The sequence below is a fragment of the Aeromicrobium sp. Root472D3 genome (assembly GCF_001426485.1).
Classification (GTDB): Bacteria; Actinomycetota; Actinomycetes; order Propionibacteriales; family Nocardioidaceae; genus Aeromicrobium.
This window is the reverse complement of the sequence record NZ_LMET01000003.1, coordinates 1-18,907: the sequence shown is the minus strand read 5'-3', so window position 1 is coordinate 18,907 and position 18,907 is coordinate 1. Positions and strand designations below refer to the sequence as shown.

At 71.0% G+C, this 18,907-nt stretch carries 17 protein-coding genes; 9 read left to right on the top strand and 8 right to left on the bottom strand.

The annotated features are described in order from the left end of the window. Positions 1-77 precede the first annotated feature (77 nt). Positions 78-1,121, bottom strand: coding sequence for an alpha/beta hydrolase (locus ASD10_RS17140; protein ID WP_056611906.1), 1,044 nt, complete (start codon positions 1,119-1,121; stop codon positions 78-80). A 92-nt stretch (positions 1,122-1,213) separates the two neighbouring features. On the opposite strand from ASD10_RS17140, the gene ASD10_RS17135 reads away from it, so the two are divergent. Beyond that, positions 1,214-3,340 carry an RNA degradosome polyphosphate kinase gene (locus tag ASD10_RS17135; protein WP_056611903.1) on the top strand — a complete coding sequence of 709 codons (2,127 nt, stop codon included), beginning with the start codon at positions 1,214-1,216 and terminating at the stop codon, positions 3,338-3,340. A gap of 15 nt (positions 3,341-3,355) precedes the next feature. Here ASD10_RS17135 and ASD10_RS17130 read toward each other — a convergent pair whose 3' ends face one another. Next, positions 3,356-4,444, bottom strand: a complete 1,089-nt coding sequence (locus ASD10_RS17130; RefSeq protein ID WP_157432716.1) for a hypothetical protein — start codon at positions 4,442-4,444, stop codon at positions 3,356-3,358. Positions 4,445-4,495: 51 nt separating this feature from the next. Here ASD10_RS17130 and ASD10_RS17125 point away from each other — a divergent pair, with 51 nt between their 5' ends. The 5 genes from ASD10_RS17125 (at position 4,496) to pstB (ending at position 9,575) form a co-directional block, all read left to right on the top strand. Further along, entirely contained in the window at positions 4,496-5,389 is an 894-nt protein-coding gene (locus tag ASD10_RS17125; RefSeq protein WP_082556384.1) for an NUDIX hydrolase, read from the top strand. 137 nt (positions 5,390-5,526) lie between these two features. Then, complete coding sequence (gene pstS / locus ASD10_RS17120) at positions 5,527-6,633, top strand: phosphate ABC transporter substrate-binding protein PstS (protein WP_235502113.1); 1,107 nt, start codon at positions 5,527-5,529, stop codon at positions 6,631-6,633. A gap of 110 nt (positions 6,634-6,743) precedes the next feature. After that, positions 6,744-7,691 carry a phosphate ABC transporter permease subunit PstC gene (gene pstC / locus ASD10_RS17115; RefSeq protein ID WP_056611891.1) on the top strand — a complete coding sequence of 316 codons (948 nt, stop codon included), beginning with the start codon at positions 6,744-6,746 and terminating at the stop codon, positions 7,689-7,691. Then, positions 7,691-8,773 carry a phosphate ABC transporter permease PstA gene (pstA, locus tag ASD10_RS17110; RefSeq protein ID WP_056611888.1) on the top strand — a complete coding sequence of 361 codons (1,083 nt, stop codon included), beginning with the start codon at positions 7,691-7,693 and terminating at the stop codon, positions 8,771-8,773. Before pstC ends, pstA begins: the two co-directional genes overlap by 1 nt. Positions 8,774-8,795: 22 nt before the next feature. After that, positions 8,796-9,575, top strand: coding sequence for a phosphate ABC transporter ATP-binding protein PstB (pstB, locus tag ASD10_RS17105; RefSeq protein WP_056611885.1), 780 nt, complete (start codon positions 8,796-8,798; stop codon positions 9,573-9,575). Between the two features lie 420 nt (positions 9,576-9,995). Here the strand turns inward: pstB and ASD10_RS17100 are convergent, their stop codons facing one another. The 6 genes from ASD10_RS17100 to ASD10_RS17080 form a co-directional block, all read right to left on the bottom strand. Beyond that, positions 9,996-11,024, bottom strand: coding sequence for an inorganic phosphate transporter (locus ASD10_RS17100; protein WP_056611882.1), 1,029 nt, complete (start codon positions 11,022-11,024; stop codon positions 9,996-9,998). 2 nt (positions 11,025-11,026) lie between these two features. Then, positions 11,027-11,644, bottom strand: a complete 618-nt coding sequence (locus tag ASD10_RS17095; RefSeq protein WP_056611879.1) for a DUF47 domain-containing protein — start codon at positions 11,642-11,644, stop codon at positions 11,027-11,029. Positions 11,645-11,730: 86 nt separating this feature from the next. Continuing rightward, positions 11,731-11,883, bottom strand: coding sequence for a hypothetical protein (locus ASD10_RS19265; RefSeq protein WP_200938361.1), 153 nt, complete (start codon positions 11,881-11,883; stop codon positions 11,731-11,733). A 147-nt stretch (positions 11,884-12,030) separates the two neighbouring features. Then, positions 12,031-13,470, bottom strand: coding sequence for an MFS transporter (locus ASD10_RS17090; RefSeq protein WP_056611876.1), 1,440 nt, complete (start codon positions 13,468-13,470; stop codon positions 12,031-12,033). 24 nt (positions 13,471-13,494) lie between these two features. After that, positions 13,495-14,286, bottom strand: coding sequence for a TetR/AcrR family transcriptional regulator C-terminal domain-containing protein (locus ASD10_RS17085; protein ID WP_200938360.1), 792 nt, complete (start codon positions 14,284-14,286; stop codon positions 13,495-13,497). 102 nt (positions 14,287-14,388) lie between these two features. After that, the gene (locus ASD10_RS17080) at positions 14,389-14,982 is read right to left on the bottom strand and encodes a hypothetical protein (RefSeq protein ID WP_056611873.1); all 594 of its coding nucleotides are present in this window, start codon (positions 14,980-14,982) and stop codon (positions 14,389-14,391) included. Positions 14,983-15,177: 195 nt separating this feature from the next. Here ASD10_RS17080 and ASD10_RS19560 point away from each other — a divergent pair, with 195 nt between their 5' ends. The 3 genes from ASD10_RS19560 (at position 15,178) to ASD10_RS17065 (ending at position 18,783) form a co-directional block, all read left to right on the top strand. Continuing rightward, on the top strand, positions 15,178-16,782 hold the full coding sequence (locus tag ASD10_RS19560) for a phospholipase D-like domain-containing protein (protein WP_056611870.1): 1,605 nt from the start codon (positions 15,178-15,180) through the stop codon (positions 16,780-16,782). Between the two features lie 27 nt (positions 16,783-16,809). Next, complete coding sequence (locus tag ASD10_RS17070) at positions 16,810-17,496, top strand: ferredoxin--NADP reductase (protein ID WP_056611867.1); 687 nt, start codon at positions 16,810-16,812, stop codon at positions 17,494-17,496. Positions 17,497-17,574: 78 nt separating this feature from the next. Next, a complete protein-coding gene (locus tag ASD10_RS17065; protein WP_056611864.1) occupies positions 17,575-18,783 on the top strand; it encodes an ATP-binding protein in 1,209 nt (402 codons plus the stop codon). Positions 18,784-18,907: the final 124 nt, after the last annotated feature.

Below are 18,907 nucleotides of genomic sequence, written 5' to 3'. Positions count from 1 at the left end.
AGGGGGTTGCCGCCCCGCGAGGAGGGGGTTGCCGCCCCGCGAGGAGGGGGTTGCCGCCCCGCGGGGAGCGGTCCGGGTCAGGAGAGGCCGCGCTGCAGGGCGGCGGCGGCGCGGCGGGCCGCCCTGGGCGCCGTCCGCCCCATCGAGACCATGTTGATGAAGCCGTGGATCAGCCCGTCCTCGGTCACGTGCTCGACCGGGACGCCGGCGGCGCGCAGCTTCTCGGCGTAGGCGTCGCCCTCGTCGATCAACGGGTCGAAGCCCGCCGTCACGACGTAGGCGGGCGCGACGCCCGTGACGTCACCGTGCAGCGGCGACAGCCGCGGGTCGGACCGGTCCTCGCCGCCGACCAGGTAGTTCTCCTCGGCGAGGTCCATGAAGGCCTTGGTCAGGAAGAAGCCCTCGGCGTACGTGTCGCGGCTCGGTGCCCGCTCGGCGAAGTCGGTCGCGGGGTAGATCAGCAGCTGGAACGCCGGCGTCGGTCCGCCGGCGGCCACGGCCTGCTGCGCGACGACCGCCGCCAGGTTGCCACCCGCGCTGTCGCCGCCCACCGCGATGCGCGTCGGGTCGATGCCGAGGCCCTGGGCGTGCTCGGCGATCCAGGCCCAGGCCGCCATCGCGTCGTCGACCGCCGCGGGGAACGGAGCCTCGGGCGCGAGCCGGTAGTCGACCGCGACGACCCGCACCTGGGCCTCCTCGGCGAGGAACCGGCACGTCGCGTCGTGGCTCTCGAGGTCGCCGTAGATCCAGCCTCCGCCGTGGAAGAACAGCAGCGCCGGCGAGCGTCCCGAGAGGCCTCGCGGCGTGTAGAAGCGCAGTCGCAACGGGCCGCCGGGGCCGTCGATCGTCCGGTCGGTCACGGCGCCGATCGGCGGGTTGCCACCGGCCAGGCGCGAGGACGAGACGATGATGCGGCGGCCACGGCTGATCGAGACCGACTCCGCGGCCGGGCCCTCGAGGTGCTGCAGCTTCAGCAGCAGCTGCATCTCGGGGTCGAGCGTCCGACCGTTCACGACGACGGGAGCACCCGCCAGCCGGGTCAGGACGGGCCTCGGCAGCTGCATGATCGAGCGCGCCGCGGCGCCGCGCACGGCACCGATCACCTGGGGTACGAGAGCCATGCAGGACACGGTAGCGGCACGGCGGCCCGGGGACGCTCGTTCAGTCCGTGTTCACCTTTGTCTGCCATGGTGGACATGTGGACACACACGACATGGCGGTCGCCTCCTTCGAGGATCCGGCCTCCCCCGACGAGTTCGACGTCGACCCCCCGTTCGACCCCGCGCAGAGCGCGCTGCCCGCCGACCGCTTCCTCGATCGCGAGCTCTCGTGGATCGCGTTCAACTCCCGCGTGCTCGAGCTGGCCCAGGACGACACGCTCCCCCTGCTCGAGCGGGTGCGCTTCCTCGCGATCTTCGCCAGCAACCTCGACGAGTTCTTCATGGTGCGCATCGCGGGTCTCAAGCGGCGCATCGCCGCGGGCGTCGCGGTGCCGTCGGCCAGCGGGCTCAACCCCCGCAACGTGCTCACGCGCAGCCTCGAGGCCAGCCAGGACCTCATGTCGCGGCACGCCGAGACCTACCACTCCGAGATCGTCCCGGCCCTGGCCGAGGAGGGCATCGAGCTGCTGCACTGGGACTCGCTGCGCCCGTCCGAGCAGGAGCGGATCAGCGCCGTCTACCGCGACCGCGTATTCCCGATCCTGACGCCCCTCGCGGTCGACCCCGCCCACCCGTTCCCGTACATCTCGGGCCTGTCGCTCAACCTGGCGCTCGTCATGCGCAACCCCGTGACGGGCAAGGACCACTTCGCGCGCGTCAAGGTGCCGCCCATCATCAACCGCTGGATGGAGGCCGACCCCGGACGCCTCGTGCCGCTCGAGGAGGTCATCGCCGCCCACCTCGACCTGCTGTTCCCCGGCATGGAGCTCATCGCCCACCACGCGTTCCGGGTGACCCGCAACGAGGACCTCGAGGTCGAGGAGGACGACGCCGAGAACCTGCTCAAGGCGCTCGAGAAGGAGCTGCTGCGCCGCAAGTTCGGCCCGCCCGTGCGTCTCGAGGTCGAGGAGTCGATCGACGAGAGCGTCCTCGACCTGCTGGTCTCCGAGCTCGGCGTGCGCCCCGACGAGGTCGTCCGCCTGAAGGGCCCCCTCGACCTGCGCAGCCTCAACGAGATCGCCGACCTCGACCGTCCCGAGCTGCGCTACGACCCGTTCATCCCGGGCACGCACCAGCACCTGGCCGAGGTCGAGACGTCCAAGCCCGCCGACCTGTTCAGCGCCCTGCGCAAGCGCGACGTGCTGGTGCACCACCCGTACGACTCGTTCGCGACGAGCGTGCAGCGCTTCATCGAGCAGGCCGCGGCCGATCCGAACGTCCTGGCGATCAAGCAGACGCTGTACCGGACGTCCGGCGACTCGCCGATCATCGACTCGCTGGTCGACGCCGCACGCGCCGGCAAGCAGGTGCTGGTGCTGGTCGAGATCAAGGCCCGCTTCGACGAGCAGGCCAACATCCGCTGGGCCCGCAAGCTCGAGCGCGCCGGCTGCCACGTCGTGTACGGCCTCGTCGGCCTGAAGACGCACTGCAAGCTCGCCCTGGTCGTGCGCGACGAGCCCGACGGGCTGCGCCGCTACGCGCACATCGGCACCGGCAACTACAACCCCAAGACGGCCCGGCTGTACGAGGACTTCGGCCTGCTGACCGCCGACCCCGCCATCACGCACGACCTCACCGACCTGTTCAACAACCTGTCGGGCTTCGCCCAGGACTTCTCGTACCAGCAGCTGCTGGTCGCACCCGCCGGGCTGCGCGACGGCATCGTCGACCGCATCGACGCCGAGATCGCGCACCACCGGGCCGGACGTCCCGCGTGCATCCGGTTCAAGGTCAACTCGCTGGTCGACGAGGCCGTCATCGACAAGCTCTACGAGGCGTCGCGGGCCGGCGTCGAGGTCGACCTCGTGATCCGCGGCATCTGCACGCTCCGCCCCGGGGTCCCCGGCCTCAGCGACACCATCCGCGTGCGCAGCATCCTCGGACGGTTCCTCGAGCACAGCCGCATCTACTGGTTCGCCGGCGGCGGCGAGCCCGAGGCGTGGATGGGCTCGGCCGACCTCATGCACCGCAACCTCGACCGGCGCGTCGAGGTGCTGGTGCGGGTGCCGACGACCGAGCACACGCAGGCGCTGGGCGACCTGCTCGCCCGGTCCGTCGATCCCGACACAACGTCGTGGCACCTCGAGGGCGACGGCAGCTGGACGCGCCACGTCGGGTCGTCGAACCTGCAGTCGGTGCTGATCGACCGGGCCCGCTCGCGCAGGTCGCGCCAGGCCTGACCCTCCGCGCCGCGGCTACCCCGTCGCGGCGCCGAGGGGGCAGCCGGCGAACAGCAACGGGCCCTCGCCGCTCATGTAGGCCGCCTTCTCGGGGTCGACCGCGAAGCGCAGCGTCGTGACGGTGCCGTCGGCAGTCGCGTCGAGCAGGTCGAGCGTGTCCTCGACGCGTCCGGTGCGACCGATGAACGGTCCGGTCGTCAGCGCCGAGCGCACCGCGAGCTGCCGCGCGGCCTCGGACGGCGACCCGAACGCCGACACGAACCGGATCGTCTGCGCACGTCGCCCGTCGACGAGCCCCCGCCCCGTGAAGGCCGGCGACGTCAGCGAGCCCGCGCGGGCCACCGCCGCATCGGCCTGGGCACGCAGGGTCGGGTCGGCGTCGGTCAGCGACGTCGCCCGGCAGCCGAAGGCCCGCCCCTGCACGACGGCCGAGTCCGAGCCCGCGAGGGCCTCGGCCACGTCGGCCAGCGGCCGGTCGGAGAGCGCCGAGGGCGCGTCGCCGTGGATCGTGGCCAGCACGTCGGCCGCGTACCCCGCGCGGTCGGTGGCGACGACGAGCCGCCGGTCGCGGTCGACCGCGACGTGGGCCAGGGTGCTGGCCAGCTCGGGCGTGAGCGACGCGCCGTTCTCGGCGCCGATCGACCACACGCCGTCGCGGCGGGTGTACCCCAGCTCGGCCAGGCGGTCCTCGACGTCGTCCAGCGAGACCCGCCCGGAGACGCGGGCGACCATCGCGGCCCCCGCCGTCGCCCGGCCGTACGCCTCCCAGTCGAGGTCGGCGGCCGACCACCCGTAGGCGTCGTGCATGTCCTCGACGATCCCGCCGAGGACCGACCGGGTGGTCAGGTCGCGCAGCGAGCCGGCGTCCTCGATCGACGCCCGTCCCGCGGCGGACGACGCCGAGCCGACGCCGAGTCGGGAGCGGACGGACGACCAGTCGGTGAAGCCCGCCACGATCGTGTCGCGGGGCAGCGCGTCGAGCGCCTGGGCGAGGGACGAGCGCGCGTCGGGGGCGCGTCCCGAGGCCCACGAACCGGCACCGACCGCGAGCGCGACGACCAGCAGCGGGGCGACGACGACCGTCAACGACCGGCGAAGACGCACGTGGCCCACCTCCCGGATCGTCGTTCACTTCCTCAGGGGAGAATACGCGCCATGAGGGCAAGCGAACGGACGACGACGGCCGCGGGTGGAGTCGTGTGGCGCAAGCGACCCGCACCGCGCCGGCCCGATCCCCGCGTCGAGGTGCTGGTGGTCCACCGCCCGTCCTACGACGACTGGACGTTCCCGAAGGGCAAGACCGATCCCGGCGAGACGCTGCAGCAGACCGCGGTGCGCGAGATCGGCGAGGAGGCCGGGGTGCGCGTGCGCCTCGGCCACCCCCTGCGGCCCGTGACGTACGCCGTCAGCGGCGGCACCAAGGTCGTGTCGTACTGGATCGCCCGCGTGGTGGGAGCCGACGAGAGCACCCCGTTCGTGCCCAACAAGGAGGTCGACGAGATCCGCTGGGTGGGGCTCGACGAGGCCGTCACCCTGCTGACGTACGAGCACGACCTGGGTCTGCTCGAGCAGTTCCGCGAGCTGTGCGCGCACCAGGCGCACCGCACCCGCACCCTCGTCGTGGTGCGCCACGGCAAGGCCGAGCCACGGGGTCCGCGCCACGACGACGACCTCGCCCGGCCCCTGGCCCGTGCCGGCACGGAGCGCGCCGGGGCCCTGGTGCCGGTGCTCGACGCCTACGGCGTGCAGCGCGTGGTCAGCAGCCCCGCCGTGCGGTGCGCGCAGACCGTCGAGCCGTACGCGAGCTCGATCAGCACGTTCCTCGAGATCGACGACCGGCTCTCGGAGCAGACCAGCGCGACGCTCGTGCAGCGCTCGATCGGGACGCTGCTGGACCGCAAGAAGCCGATCGTGCTGTGCACGCACCGCCCCACCCTCCCGTGGGTGCTCGACGCCATCGGCGTCGACCAGCAGGACCTCGCTCCCGGCGCGGGGATCGTCGTGCACCACCGCGGCGGCGCGGTGCACGCCGTCGAACAGCTTCCCTGAGGACCACGCGCCGCGCCGGGCACGACACGACCGTTTCGGCACCGTTCACCTTCCGTTCACTCTGGCGCGGAGATCGATACACCTGCACTCCCTACGGTCACGGAGTACGCATCATCTGATCCCAGAGAGGGACTCCCTTGAACCGCAAAAACCTGCGCGTCGCCGCCCCCGCGGCCATGCTCGCCCTCGCCCTCGGTCTGAGCGCCTGCGGCGCCGGCAACGAAGACTCCTCCTCCGACGGCGGCAGCGGCTCCGACGGCGGCAGCAGCGTCTCCGGCACCCTGAACGGCGCCGGTTCGAGCGCCCAGGAAGCGGCCGTCGCCGCCTGGAAGAAGCAGTTCCAGACCGCCAACCCCGACGCCACGGTCAACTACGACCCGGTGGGCTCGGGCGGCGGCCGCGAGCAGTTCATCGCCGGCGGCGTCCAGTTCGCCGGATCCGACGCCTACCTCGAGGACGAGGAGCTCACCAGCGCCAAGGAGAAGTGCGGCAGCGACATCGTCGAGGTCCCGACGTACGTGAGCCCCATCGCCGTGGTCTACAACCTGGACGGCGTCGACGACCTGAACCTCTCGCCGAACGTCATCGGCCAGATCTTCGAGGGCAAGATCACCAAGTGGGACGACGCGGCCATCAAGGCCGACAACCCCGACGCCGACCTGCCGGACACCGACATCACGGCCGTCCACCGCTCCGACGACTCGGGCACCACGAAGAACTTCACCGAGTACCTCGACGCGGCGTCCGAGGGCGGCTGGAGCGGCGGAGTCGTCGAGACCTGGCCGCTGAAGGGCGGCGAGGCTGCCGAGGGCACCTCCGGCGTCATCTCGGCCGTCTCCGGTGGCGACGGCACGGTCGGCTACGCCGACGAGAGCCAGGCCGGCGAGCTCGGCAAGGCCAACGTCAAGGTCGGCGACGAGTTCGTCGCCCCGACCCCCGAGGCCGCGGCCAAGGTGCTCGACACGGCCGCTCCCGTCGAGGGCCGCGACGCGACCGACATCGCCGTCGACATCGACCGCACGACGACCGAGTCGGGCGTCTACCCGATCGTCCTGGCCTCGTACCAGATCGCCTGCCAGACCTACGAGGACGCCGCCACGGCCGAGCTCGTCAAGTCTTGGCTGACCTACGTGACCAGCACCGAGGGCCAGGACGCCGCGGCCGAGACCGCCGGCTCCGCCCCGCTCTCGGGCGACTTCGCCGCCAAGGTGAAGGCCGCGGTCGAGACGATCACGGCAGCCTGATCCCCCGCCCGGTGGTCTGGTCGGATCCCCGACCGGACCACCGGGCTCCAGGTGGCTCCCCGGAGCCACCTCCTTCTACGTCCGCACCACTTCGCTGAAAGGCACCGCCTGTGACCAGCACGCTGGATCCCCGTCGCAAGCGCTCGACCGTCGTCCGTCCCGGTGACCGCATCTTCTCCGGCCTGTCGACGAGCGCGGGAATCCTCATCCTGCTCGTCCTGGCCGGCGTGGCCGCGTTCCTCACGATCGAGGGCATCCCCGGCATCACGGCCAGCCCCGACGAGGTCAAGAGCGGCCAGAGCTTCCTGCCGTACGTCTGGCCCCTGGTGTACGGCACCCTGCTCGCGGCGACCATCGCGCTGATCATCTCGGTGCCGGTGGCCATCGGGGTCGCGCTGTTCATCTCGCACTACTCACCGCGCAAGCTCGGCCAGGTGCTCGGCTACCTGATCGACCTGCTCGCCGCCGTCCCGAGCGTCGTGTACGGCCTCTGGGGCATCGGCTTCCTCGCGCCCAACATGGCGCCGATCTACCGGTGGCTCGAGGGCAACCTCGGTTTCATCCCCTTCTTCGCCGGCCCCGCCTCGGCCACCGGCCGCACGATCATGACCGCGTCGGTCGTGCTGGCCGTCATGATCCTGCCGATCATGACGGCGATCTGCCGCGAGATCTTCCTGCAGACGCCGCGCCTGCACGAGGAGGCCGCACTCGCCCTCGGAGCGACGCGCTGGGAGATGGCCCGCATGGCGATCTTCCCGTACGCACGCTCGGGCATCGTCTCGGCCGCCATGCTGGGCCTCGGCCGTGCCCTCGGCGAGACCCTCGCCGTCGCGATGGTGCTGTCGGTCAGCGCTGGCACGGTCACCGCCAACCTGATCAGCAGCACCAACCCCAGCACCATCGCCGCCAACATCGCCCTGAGCTTCGGCGAGGCGAGCGGGAAGACCGTCAACGTCCTGATCGCCAGCGGCCTGGTGCTGTTCGTGATCACCTTCCTCGTCAACTTCGCTGCGCGGGCCATCGTGGACCGTCGCAAAGACTTCTCCGGAGCCAACTGATGACGACCCTGACCACCAGCAACCCCGGCAACCCGGGGCCCGTGGACGTCCACAAGGAGCTGCACGGCGACCAGCTGCCGAGGCGCGCCCCGCTGATGGTCGTCGGCGCCGGCGTCGTCGTGGCCGCCCTGCTCTACGTCCTGGCCGACGTCAACCTGCTGCTCGCCGCCCTGGTCGTCTTCGCGATCAGCCTGGTGCTCCCGGCGTGGTCGGCCGCCGTGGAGGGCCGACGCAAGGCGACGGACCGCCTGGTCACCGTCCTCGTCACGTCGTCGTTCGTCCTGGCGATGTTCCCGCTGTTCAGCATCCTGATCACGGTCGTCAGCAAGGGCTCCAAGGTGCTCGGCATCGAGTTCTTCACGTTCTCGATGCGCAACGTCGTCGGCGAGGGTGGCGGCATCTACCACGCGCTGGTCGGCACGCTGCTGATCACCGGTGCCGCGACCGTCATCTCGGTGCCGATCGGCCTGTTCACCGCGATCTACCTGGTCGAGTACTCCGAGGGCAACCGCCTGTCGCGCTGGATCCGCTTCCTCGTCGACGTCATGACCGGCATCCCCTCGATCGTCGCCGGGCTGTTCGCCTACGCCCTGTTCGTGCTGTTCTTCGGCGAGGGCGTCCGTATGGGAATCGGCGGATCCGTGGCACTCTCGGTGCTGATGATCCCCGTCGTCGTCCGCTCCACCGAGGAGATGCTGAAGCTGGTGCCCAACGAGCTGCGCGAGGCCTCGTACGCGCTCGGCGTGCCCAAGTGGCGCACCGTCGCCAAGGTCGTCCTGCCGACGGCCCTGGCCGGCATCGTCACGGGCGTGACGCTCGCGATCGCGCGCGTCATCGGCGAGACGGCTCCCCTGCTGATCATCGCGGGCGCGACCGACTCGGTGAACTTCAACCTGTTCGACGGTCGCATGGCCTCGCTGCCCGTGTTCGCCTACGCCTCCCAGCGCAACCCCGGCATCCCGCCGGAGTTCAGCATCGACCGCGCCTGGGGTGCCGCCTTCACGCTGCTCCTGATCGTCATGCTCCTCAACCTGATCGCCCGACTCGTCTCCTACTTCTTCTCGCCCAAGGGCGAGCGCTAAACCGTCCAGGAAGGACAGCACCATGGCCAAGAGCATCGACGTCTCCGACCTGAACATCTACTACGGCGACTTCCTCGCCGTCGAGGACGTGACGATCCCCATCGCGGCGAAGTCCGTCACGGCCTTCATCGGCCCCTCGGGCTGCGGCAAGTCGACCTTCCTGCGGTCGCTCAACCGCATGCACGAGGTCATCCGCGGCGCGCGCGTCGAGGGCAAGGTGCTGATCGACGGCCAGGACCTGTACGGCTCCGACATGGACCCCGTCAACGTCCGCCGCATGATCGGCATGGTCTTCCAGCGGCCCAACCCGTTCCCGACGATGTCGATCTACGACAACGTCCTGGCCGGCCAGAAGCTCAACAGCAAGCGCATGAAGAAGTCCGAGTCCGACGACATCGTCGAGCGGTCGCTGCGCAGCGCCGGCCTGTGGGCCGAGGTCAAGGACCGCCTCGACCGTCCCGGCTCGGGCCTGTCGGGCGGTCAGCAGCAGCGTCTGTGCATCGCCCGCGCGATCTCCGTCGAGCCCGAGGTGCTGCTGATGGACGAGCCGTGCTCGGCCCTCGACCCGATCTCGACCAGCGTCATCGAGGACCTCATCCACGAGCTCAAGACGCAGTACACGATCGTCATCGTCACCCACAACATGCAGCAGGCGGCTCGCGTCTCGGACGAGACGGCCTTCTTCAACCTGTCGGGCGTCGGCAAGCCGGGGCGCCTGATCGAGGTCGGCCGCACGCAGTCGATCTTCTCCAACCCCCAGGACCCGGCCACCGAGGCCTACATCCAGGGCCGGTTTGGGTGAGCCGAGGAGCGCAGCGACGAGCGTGAACCCACGCCAGCGCAGCGTGAGCGGTCCGCGGCGAAGCCGCCCCGCTGCGAGGCGCGGCGAGTGACAGGGCTCGGGTGACCACCGGTCACCCGAGCCCTTCGTCGTCCTCTGGGGGCGCCTCGCTCCGCTCACGGCCCCCTACTCGCGGAGCTCTTGGGCGAGGAGCCCGAGGCGAACCACCTGCGTCACGTCGCCTCGCTCCGCTCACGGTCGGCCGCAAGCGGCCTCCCTGGCGACCGCATGCCCTCGTTCGCCAGGGAGCGAAGCGACCGTGAGGGCGGAGCCCGAGGCGAATTACTTGCGTCTCGTCGCCTCGCTCCGCTCACGCGCCCCCTGCTCGCGGAGCTCGTGGGGGGGCCCCCAGGCCGCGGGCGGCCTTCCTGCGGGACGGGGCTAGTTGCCGGGGATGAACATCCGCAGGACGTAGTACGTCAGCGCGGCGACGCCGGCCGAGGCGGGGATCGTGATGATCCACGCCGTGATGATGCCGCGGGCGACGCCCCAGCGGACGGCGCTGAAGCGCTTGGTGGCGCCGGCACCCATCACGGCGGACGTCATGGTGTGCGTCGTGGAGACGGGGGCGTGCGCGCCGATCGCCATGCCGTACAGGACGATCGCGGCGGTCGACTCGGCGGCGAAGCCGCGCGGCGGGTCGAGCGCGATGATGCGGCGTCCCATCGTGCGCATGATGCGCATGCCGCCCGACATCGTGCCCAGCGAGATCGCGCCCGCGGCCGAGAGGATGACCCACAGCGGGATGTCGTCGTTCGCGGACGTGTGATAGCCGCCGGCGATCAGCGCCAGGACGATGACGCCCATGGTCTTCTGCGCGTCCTGCAGGCCGTGGCCGAGCGACAGGGCGGCGGCCGAGACGGTCTGCGAGAGACGGAAACCGCGGTTGACGGTGTGCGGGTTGGCACGCCGGAAGACCCACATGATCGAGGTCATGATGATGAAGGCGCCGCCGAAGCCGAGGGCCGGGCTGAGCACCATCGGGATCGCGACCTTGTCGACGACCTTGTCCCAGTCGACCGAGACACCGGCCGCCAGACCGACGCCGATGAGACCGCCGATCAGGGCGTGCGAGGACGACGACGGGATGCCGAAGTACCACGTGATGAGGTTCCAGACGATCGCCCCGACCAGCGCGGCCAGCACGACCGTGAGGGCGTGCGACTGGCTCTGTGCCGTGATGTTGTCGAACCCGCTGAGGATGTCCTTGATCGTCTTGGCGACCCCGACCCCCAGCAGTGCTCCGACGAAGTTGAGGATGCCGGCCATCGTCAGGGCGATACGCGGCGTCAGGGCGCGCGTCGAGACCGAGGTCGCGATCGCGTTGGCGGCGTCGTGGAAGCCGTTGGTGTAGTCGAAGAACAGGGCGATCGCGACGGTGGCGATCACCAGAGCGAGGACGAGGTCCACTCTCAGGACTCCTTGACGGCGATCTGCTCCACCGTGTTGGCGACGGACTCGAGGGCGTCGATCGCGTGCTCGAGGGAGTCGACGACGTCCTTGCGCTTGAGGACCTCGAGCGACTTGTACGTGCCGCCGAAGAGGTGGGCCACGATGCGGCGGTAGGAGCGGTCGCCCTGGTTCTCGAGACGGTTGATCTCGATCCAGTACTCGTCGAGGTCCTTCATGGTGCGCAGGCGCGGCATCGCCTCGGCGGTCAGCTGCGTGGCGCGCTGCAGCACCTCGACCTGGGGGGCGAAGTCGGCCGGCAGGTCGCCGAGCTCGTAGAGACCGACGAGGTCGACGGTCTCCTCCATGAAGTCCATGACGTCGTCGAGGCTGCTCGCGAGACGGTAGATGTCCTCGCGGTCGAACGGCGTGATGAACGTCGAGTTGGCGCGCTTGACGATCTTGTGGGTCGTCTCGTCGGCCTGGTGCTCGGCCTCGCGCATCTGCTCGCCGATGGCGGCCTTGTCGGTGCTGGGGTCCAACATCTGCGCCAGCAGATTCGCACCGTCGACGAGGTGGTTCGCCATCTCGGTGAACAAGTCGTAGAACGATGTCTCAACTGGTCGGATGCGAAAACGCACGACGAGCTCCTGTCAGTGCTGAGTAGGGCACGCCCATGCTAGAGGCACGCTGTTCACGCTCGTCAATCGCGGGTGTCGGCGGTTGTTCAACCGCCTGTGGCAATGCCCAGGATCTCGTCGACCTCGCGCTGGGAGAGGCGACAGTCCGTGGCGGACGCCGCGATGATCAGGCGGCTCGTCAGCTCGATCTCGTCGAGCGCCTGGTCGTCGCGCAGGCGACTGTCCAAGGGCTCGGGCATGGTGCGCACTCCAGGGTTTCGGTCTCGGCAACGGCGGTTCTCCCGTCGCGGCGGGAGCGGCCGACGGGTGGTTGTCCCCTCCACCGAGGCTATCCGAGCGCTCCACGTCTCCGCAGCACTATGCGCCGGTCCGCTGTCGGACGAACGTCACACGCGGGCGTCGCGGGCCCGTCGCACCAGGTCGGCCACGCCCATCGCGAGCGCGACCAGCACGAACGCGATCGTGACGTGCAGGCTGTACGACAGCGCGTCGGCGAAGTCGCCGTCGCTCGAGCGCACCCGCTCGAAGAACAGCGCCAGGACGATCGCGACGCCGATCGCCGAGCCGACGCGCTGCGCGGTCTGCAGCAGACCGCCGCCGGCGCCCGCGCGGGCCGGGTCGACCTCGTCGAGCGACAGCGTGATGTTGGGCGCGATGACCAGGCCGCCGCCCAGTCCGGCGAGCAGCAGCACGGGGGCGAGCGTGAGGCCGACGTCGCCGTCGAGGTGCGGCACGAGCAGGTCGACCACGACGAGCGCGGCGGCGATCATCACCAGCCCGGCGACGACGAGGAACCGTCCGAACCGCTCGACGAGCCGTCCTCCCAGCAGCGACGACGTCGCCGAACCGACCGCGAACGGCAGCTGGGACAGGCCCGCCTCGAGGGCCGAGTAGCCCAGACCCTGCTGGAGGTAGAGCGTCAGGACGATGAAGATCGACGTGAACCCCGCGAAGTAGAACGTGCCGACGCCCAGGCCGAGGACGAACGACCGCACCTTCACGAGCGACAGGTCGAGCAGGGTCTCGGATCCCCGTGACGTCCAGCGTCGCTCCCACGCCACGAAGACCAGGAGCAGGACCGCCGCGACGCCGAGGAGCCACCACGGGCGTCGCGACAGGGAGTCGTCCTGGTTGCCCGTCACGAGGGGAAGGAGGACGAACAGCATCGCGGTGCCGAACAGCAGGACCCCGACGGGGTCGAGCGACTGCTGGGGCCCCCGGGCAGCGGTGGGCAGGTAGCGGTGCGCCAGCACGAGCAGCAGGATGCCGATCGGGACGTTGACGTAGAACACGAGACGCCAGCCCGACTCGTCGCCGCCGAGCTGGATCAGCAGGCCTCCGAGGACGGGCCCGATCGCGGTCGACACCCCGATCGTCGCGCCGAACAGGCCGAACGCCCGCCCGCGCTCGGGCCCCTTGAAGAGGTTCTGGATGAAGCCCGAGACCTGCGGGGTGATGAGCCCGCCGCCGATGCCCTGCGCGACGCGCGCCGCGCCGATCCAGAGCGGTTCCTGGGCGGCTCCGCAGACCGCGCTGGCGATCGTGAACAGCGCGACGCCAGCCATGAACACCGTCTTGCGGCTGCGTGCGTCACCGAGGCGCCCGGCCGGCACCAGCACGATGCCGAAGGCCAGCGCGTAGCCCGCGACGACCCACTGGATCGTGCCGTTGCCGGCGTCGAGGCCCTCGCGGATCGACGGCAGCGCGACGTTGACGATGCTGACGTCCAGCAGCGTCATCGCCCCGGCGAGCAGGCAGACCGCCAGCGCGTGCCAGCGCCGCGAGCGCTCCTCGGGGGTCAGCTCGGTCGCGTCGGTCTCCGTCACCCGGTCAACGGTAGGCCCGCACGGCTACTGCTGCGCGCGGACGAGCGTGATGCGCTCGAGCAGCTCCTCGAGCGCCTCCTCGAACTCGGCGGCGGCGTGGTCCTCGCGGAGGCGGGGACGCAGTCGCATGACGGTCGGGAACTGGCCGAGGCGGGCGTCGTCCCCGTCTCCGTCACCGTCGTCGAGGACGTCGAGGGGGCCGATGTCGGCGCCGAGCGTCGACACCTCGAGCAGCAGGTGGCCCAGCAGGAAGCTCGTGAAGCTGCGGTAGCTCGCGGCGGCCGCCTCGTCGCTGAACCCGTTGTCGGTCAGCCCCGAGAGGAACGTCTCGACCCAGTCCAGGCTGCGCAGCGGCGGTCGGAGCCACGGCGCCTCGGGGGGCCGGGAGGCCACGAGCGGGAACGACCGGGGGTGGGCCAGCGCGACGCGGCGCACGCCGTGCGCGAGGCGCTGGAGGAAGTCCTGCCAGCTGGTCTCGGGGGCGGCCAGGACGTCCGGATCGGCGCGCATGTCGCCGATCAGGACGTCGACGATCGCGTCGAGCAGCTCCTCCTTGCCGGGGACGTGGTGGTACAGCGACATCGCCTCGACGCCGAGCCGCGCCCCCAGCCGGCGCATCGTGAGCGTCGAGAGGCCCGACTCCTCGATGTGCTCGAGGGCCGTGTCGACGATGCGACGGCGGTCGAGCTGCACGCGCGTCGACGGCGGTGCGTCGCCGAGGACGATCGCTGCATCGGCGTCGACCCGGCCCTCGGCGTCGGTCGGGCTCAGGGCCGCGTCGTCGTCGTTCGGACGGGTGTCATCGGCAGGTGACACGGAACTCCCCTCGTCGTCGGTCCATCCTCCCACCGGCGTCCCGGGCGCGCCCGGGACGATCACGGCGTGGACGTCCTGGTCGGACGTCCACGCCGCGTCCGGTCAGCGGCCGAGACCGGTGCGGTCGACCTTGCGGTGGAAGTGCATGCCGGCCAGTCCGCCGACCATCGCGCCGACCAGTGCGGCGGCGATGACGCCGACCAGCACGACGACGGCCTGGAGGCTCAGGTCGGACAGGTCGTTCGGGATGCGCGGGAAGCTGTTGAGCTCGTCGAGCACGTCGTACTTCGAGCCGGCGACGGCGCCGAGCACCGCGATGACGATCGCGATGAAGACCGTCCAGCCGAACACGGCGACGCCCTGGCGGATGCCGTCGAAACGGGCCATCCGGCCGGCGACGTAACCACCGCTGTAGTAGGAGACGAAGACGATCACGAGGACGAGGACGACACCGGCCCAGCCGATCTCCTCGGCCGAGACGCCGCGGTCGCTGGCGGCGTCGGCGATGTCGGAGGCGTCCGAGGCCAGGCCGACGCCCGCGCCCGCAGCCGCCACGAGCGCCGTGAGCAGCACCGTCATGCCGGTGGCGGTGAGCCAGCCGAAGAAGGCGCAGAAGATCTTGATGCCGCCGAACCGCTCGCTCTCGCGGTCGACGACGTCCCGGCGGGTCTCGGGGTTGGGTTCGTGGGTGGTCATGGGAGCTCCTGGGGTACGGACGACCAGGACGGTCGCCGGCTGATGATGTCGCGCACGAGACAGGCTTACGCCGTAAGTCCGCGCCGTGCGTGGCGTGCGTGTACCCCGTGACGGGCTCGCCATGCGCCACGACCCGATCGTGTCGCGGGTCACCCCGGTTGCGGGTCCGCACGGGGCGAGGAGCACAGTGACCGGGTGACGTCGGACTCCACGGACCCCACGAGCTGGCTGCTGACGCCCGACGAGCGCGGCAACCCCCACACCCGCCTGGACGACGCACACCCCGGCCGTGCCTGGTCGCGGGGCAACGACGTCCGCCCGCTCGTGCACGGCGCGACGTACTTCGCCGAGCTGTTCGAGCGGATCGAGGCGACCCGCGCGGGTGACCTCGTGTTCTTCACCGACTGGCAGGGCGATGCCGACGAACGCCTGACGGGCGAACCCGGCAGCGAGGTCGTCGAGGTGCTCGGCCGGGCCGACGAGCGCGGCGTCGACGTCCGCGGTCTGGTGTGGCGCTCGCACTGGGAGGGCTTCGGCTTCACGGCCCGCGAGAACCGGCACCTCGGGGAGCAGCTGCAGGCCCGCGGCGCCGAGGTGCTGCTCGACATGCGGGTGCGGCTCGGCGGGTCGCACCACCAGAAGATGGTCGTCATCCGGCACCGCGACGACCCGGCGCGCGACATCGCGTACGTCGGCGGCATCGACCTGTGCCACTCCCGTCGCGACGACGCCGACCACCACGGCGACCCCCAGGCGCTCGACATGGCCGACGAGTACGGCCCGACCCCGCCGTGGCACGACCTGCAGGCCGCGATCACGGGCCCGGCCGTGCACGACGTCGAGACGGTGTTCCGCGAGCGGTGGGAGGACCCGACGCCGCTCAGCCGCAGCCCGATCAACCTCGTGTCCGACCTCGTGCACCGCCTCGACCGCAGCCCCGATCCCCTGCCCGAGCAGGCGCCCCCTCCTCCGGAGGTGCCGGGCGCGACGCACGCCGTCCAGCTGCTGCGGACGTACCCCGACCTGAGGGCCGACCGCGACTACGAGTTCGCGAACGGCGGCGAGCGCAGCGTCGCCCGCGGCTACTCCAAGGCGCTGCTCAAGGCGCGGCACCTCGTCTACGTCGAGGACCAGTACCTGTGGGGCACCCACGTGGGCGACGTGTTCACCGAGGCGCTGCGCCGCCACCGCGACCTGCACGTCGTCGCGGTCGTCCCGCTCCACCCCGATCTCGAGGGGGCGTCGCGCACGGCCCAGCTGCTCGGCCGTCGCCGCGCGATGCTCGCGATGCAGCGCGCGGCACCCGATCGCGTCGCGGTGTTCGGCATCGAGAACCACGCCGGCACGCCGGTCTACGTCCACGCCAAGACCTGCGTCATCGACGACGTCTGGTCGACGATCGGCTCGGACAACTTCAACCGTCGCTCGTGGACGCACGACTCGGAGCTCTCGGCCGTCGTCGTCGACCTCGCCGGCGCCGACGGGGACGCGGGCCCGTCATATGCGCGACGGCTCCGGCTCACCCTGGCGGCCGAGCACCTCGACCGCGATCCCGCGACCGACCCCATGGACGACTGCGTCGACGCGGCCGGCATGTTCGAGGCGTTCGTCGCCAGCGCCCGGCGCCTGGACGACTGGTACGACGGCGGGTGCGTCGGCCCACGCCCGCCCGGGCGGCTGCGACGTCTTCACCCGCCGCACCTGAGTCGGTGGAGGCGCGCCGCGGCGACCGTCCCGTACCTGCTGCTGCACGACCCCGACGGCCGCCCCCGACGTCTGCGCGGCACCGACGACTTCTGACCTCGCGCCGCACGAGACACTGACCGGGTGGCACACCAGAAGGTCGACATCGAGCTGCGCGTCCTGCACGTCCGCGCCGAGACCCCCCAGCACCTCAGCGTCGTGTTCGAGCGGCCCCGCGGTTTCGACTACGAGGCCGGCGACTGGATCGACCTGGCCTTCGCCGACGAGCTGCGCGGCGGACGGACGTACTCCCTGTCGTCGTCGCCCACCGAGCCCGACCTGATGATCACGTTCAAGGAGGGCCAGAGCGAGGTCAAGCGCGCCCTGGCGGGCGCGGCCCCCGGCGACCGCATGCGCATCACGGCCTACGGCAACGACTACGAGTTCCAGCTCGCCGAGCACCGCGACAGCGTGCTGATCGCCGGCGGCGTCGGTGTCGCGCCGTTCCGCAGCATGATGAAGGAGATGGTGGACGCGCGGCGGTCCGGATCGCTCGAGCTGGTCTACCTCAACGGCACCGACGACTTCCTGTTCAAGGACGAGCTCGACGCGTGGCAGGCCGAGCTGCCCGACGCACGCATCGACTACATCGTCACGAAGGGCCTGAAGCGCAAGGACCGCGAGCGGATGCTGCGCGAGGTCATCTCGGTGACGGCGCACCTCTACTACGTCGCGGGTTCCGAGGGGATGATCGAGTCGACCGAGGCACTGCTCGACACGATGGGCGTCGACCACGACGACATCCGCATCGACAGCTTCGGCGGCTACTGAGCCGGGGGCCCCGTTCGGTGGGTGCGATCGCGATCACGTGAGAGACTGGGACTTTGGTCCTGATGCACGGGGGAATGCATGGCACAGATCACGGTCGAACCGACTCTCGCCGACCGGGAGATCGAGCGCTACCACGTGCTCGACCGCGCCCCGGGGCGTGACCTGCAGTCGCTCGTCGACCTGATCGCCGAGATCTGCGACGTGCCGCACGCGGCCATCAACATGATCACCAGCACCCAGCAGCACCAGATCGTGACGGCCGGCTTCGAGCGGTCGATCTGTGCGCGCGACGACTCGATGTGCGCGATCGTCATGGGCGAGCCCCACCCGATCGTCGTCGCCGACGCCAGCGCCGACGACCGCTTCAAGGACAACCCCTTCGTCACGGGCGACATCGGCTCGGTGCGCTTCTACGCGTCCGCGCCCATCTCGACGCCCGACGGCGTCCCGATCGGACGGCTCTGCGTGTTCGACGACGTCTCGCGCGAGCTGACGGCGGTGCAGCAGCAGGCGCTGGGCGTCATGGCGTCGCAGGTCATGGACCTGCTCGAGCTGCGCTACCGCAGCCAGGCGCTCGAGGACTCGCTCCGGGAGCTGACGCGGGCGCAGGACGAGCTGCGGCGCTCCAACGAGCACCTGACGCAGTTCGCCGGCCAGGTCAGCCACGACCTGCGCACCCCACTGACCGCGATCCTGGTGAACGCCGAGCTGCTGGCGACCGAGCCCGCCGTCGAGGGCGACGTCGAGGTCGCCCAGATGGTCGGGGCGGTCGAGCAGGCCGGCCACCGGATGGACGCCATGATCCAGCAGATGCTGTCGTTCGCGCAGCAGGGCGGACGACTGCGCAGCGCCGAGGTCGACCTGCGCCGCGTGCTCGACCTGGTGCTGACCGACGTCGCGCCGCTCGTCGACCACAGCGAGGCCGCGATCGAGGTCGGCGAGCTGCCCCGCGTCCCGGGGGACGCCGACCTCCTCTACTCCGTGCTGCTGAACCTGGTCACCAACGCGATCAAGTTCGTCCGGCCCGGGCAGCACCCCCGCGTGACGGTCGGCGCGGAGCGGCGAGGGCGCACCTGGCGCGTCACGGTCGACGACGACGGCATCGGCGTGGCGCCCGACCGGCGCGAGGCGATGTTCGAGCTCCACACCCGCGTGACCCACGACCTGCCCGGTCACGGCATCGGCCTCGCGACGGCGCGGCGCATCGTCGAGGCGCACGGCGGCACGATCGGGATGGACGGCACGGCCTCCGGCGGCACGCGGGTCTGGATCGACCTGCCGGCGTAGGTCGCGGGCGGCGCGACACCCCTTCGGCGGGTGGTGCCGAAGTGTGGAGTGCGTGGGGAGTTCGTGTGGAGATCGCGTGGATCTCGGCTCCCTAGGTTGGTGTCACCAGCCAACGCAGCACCCC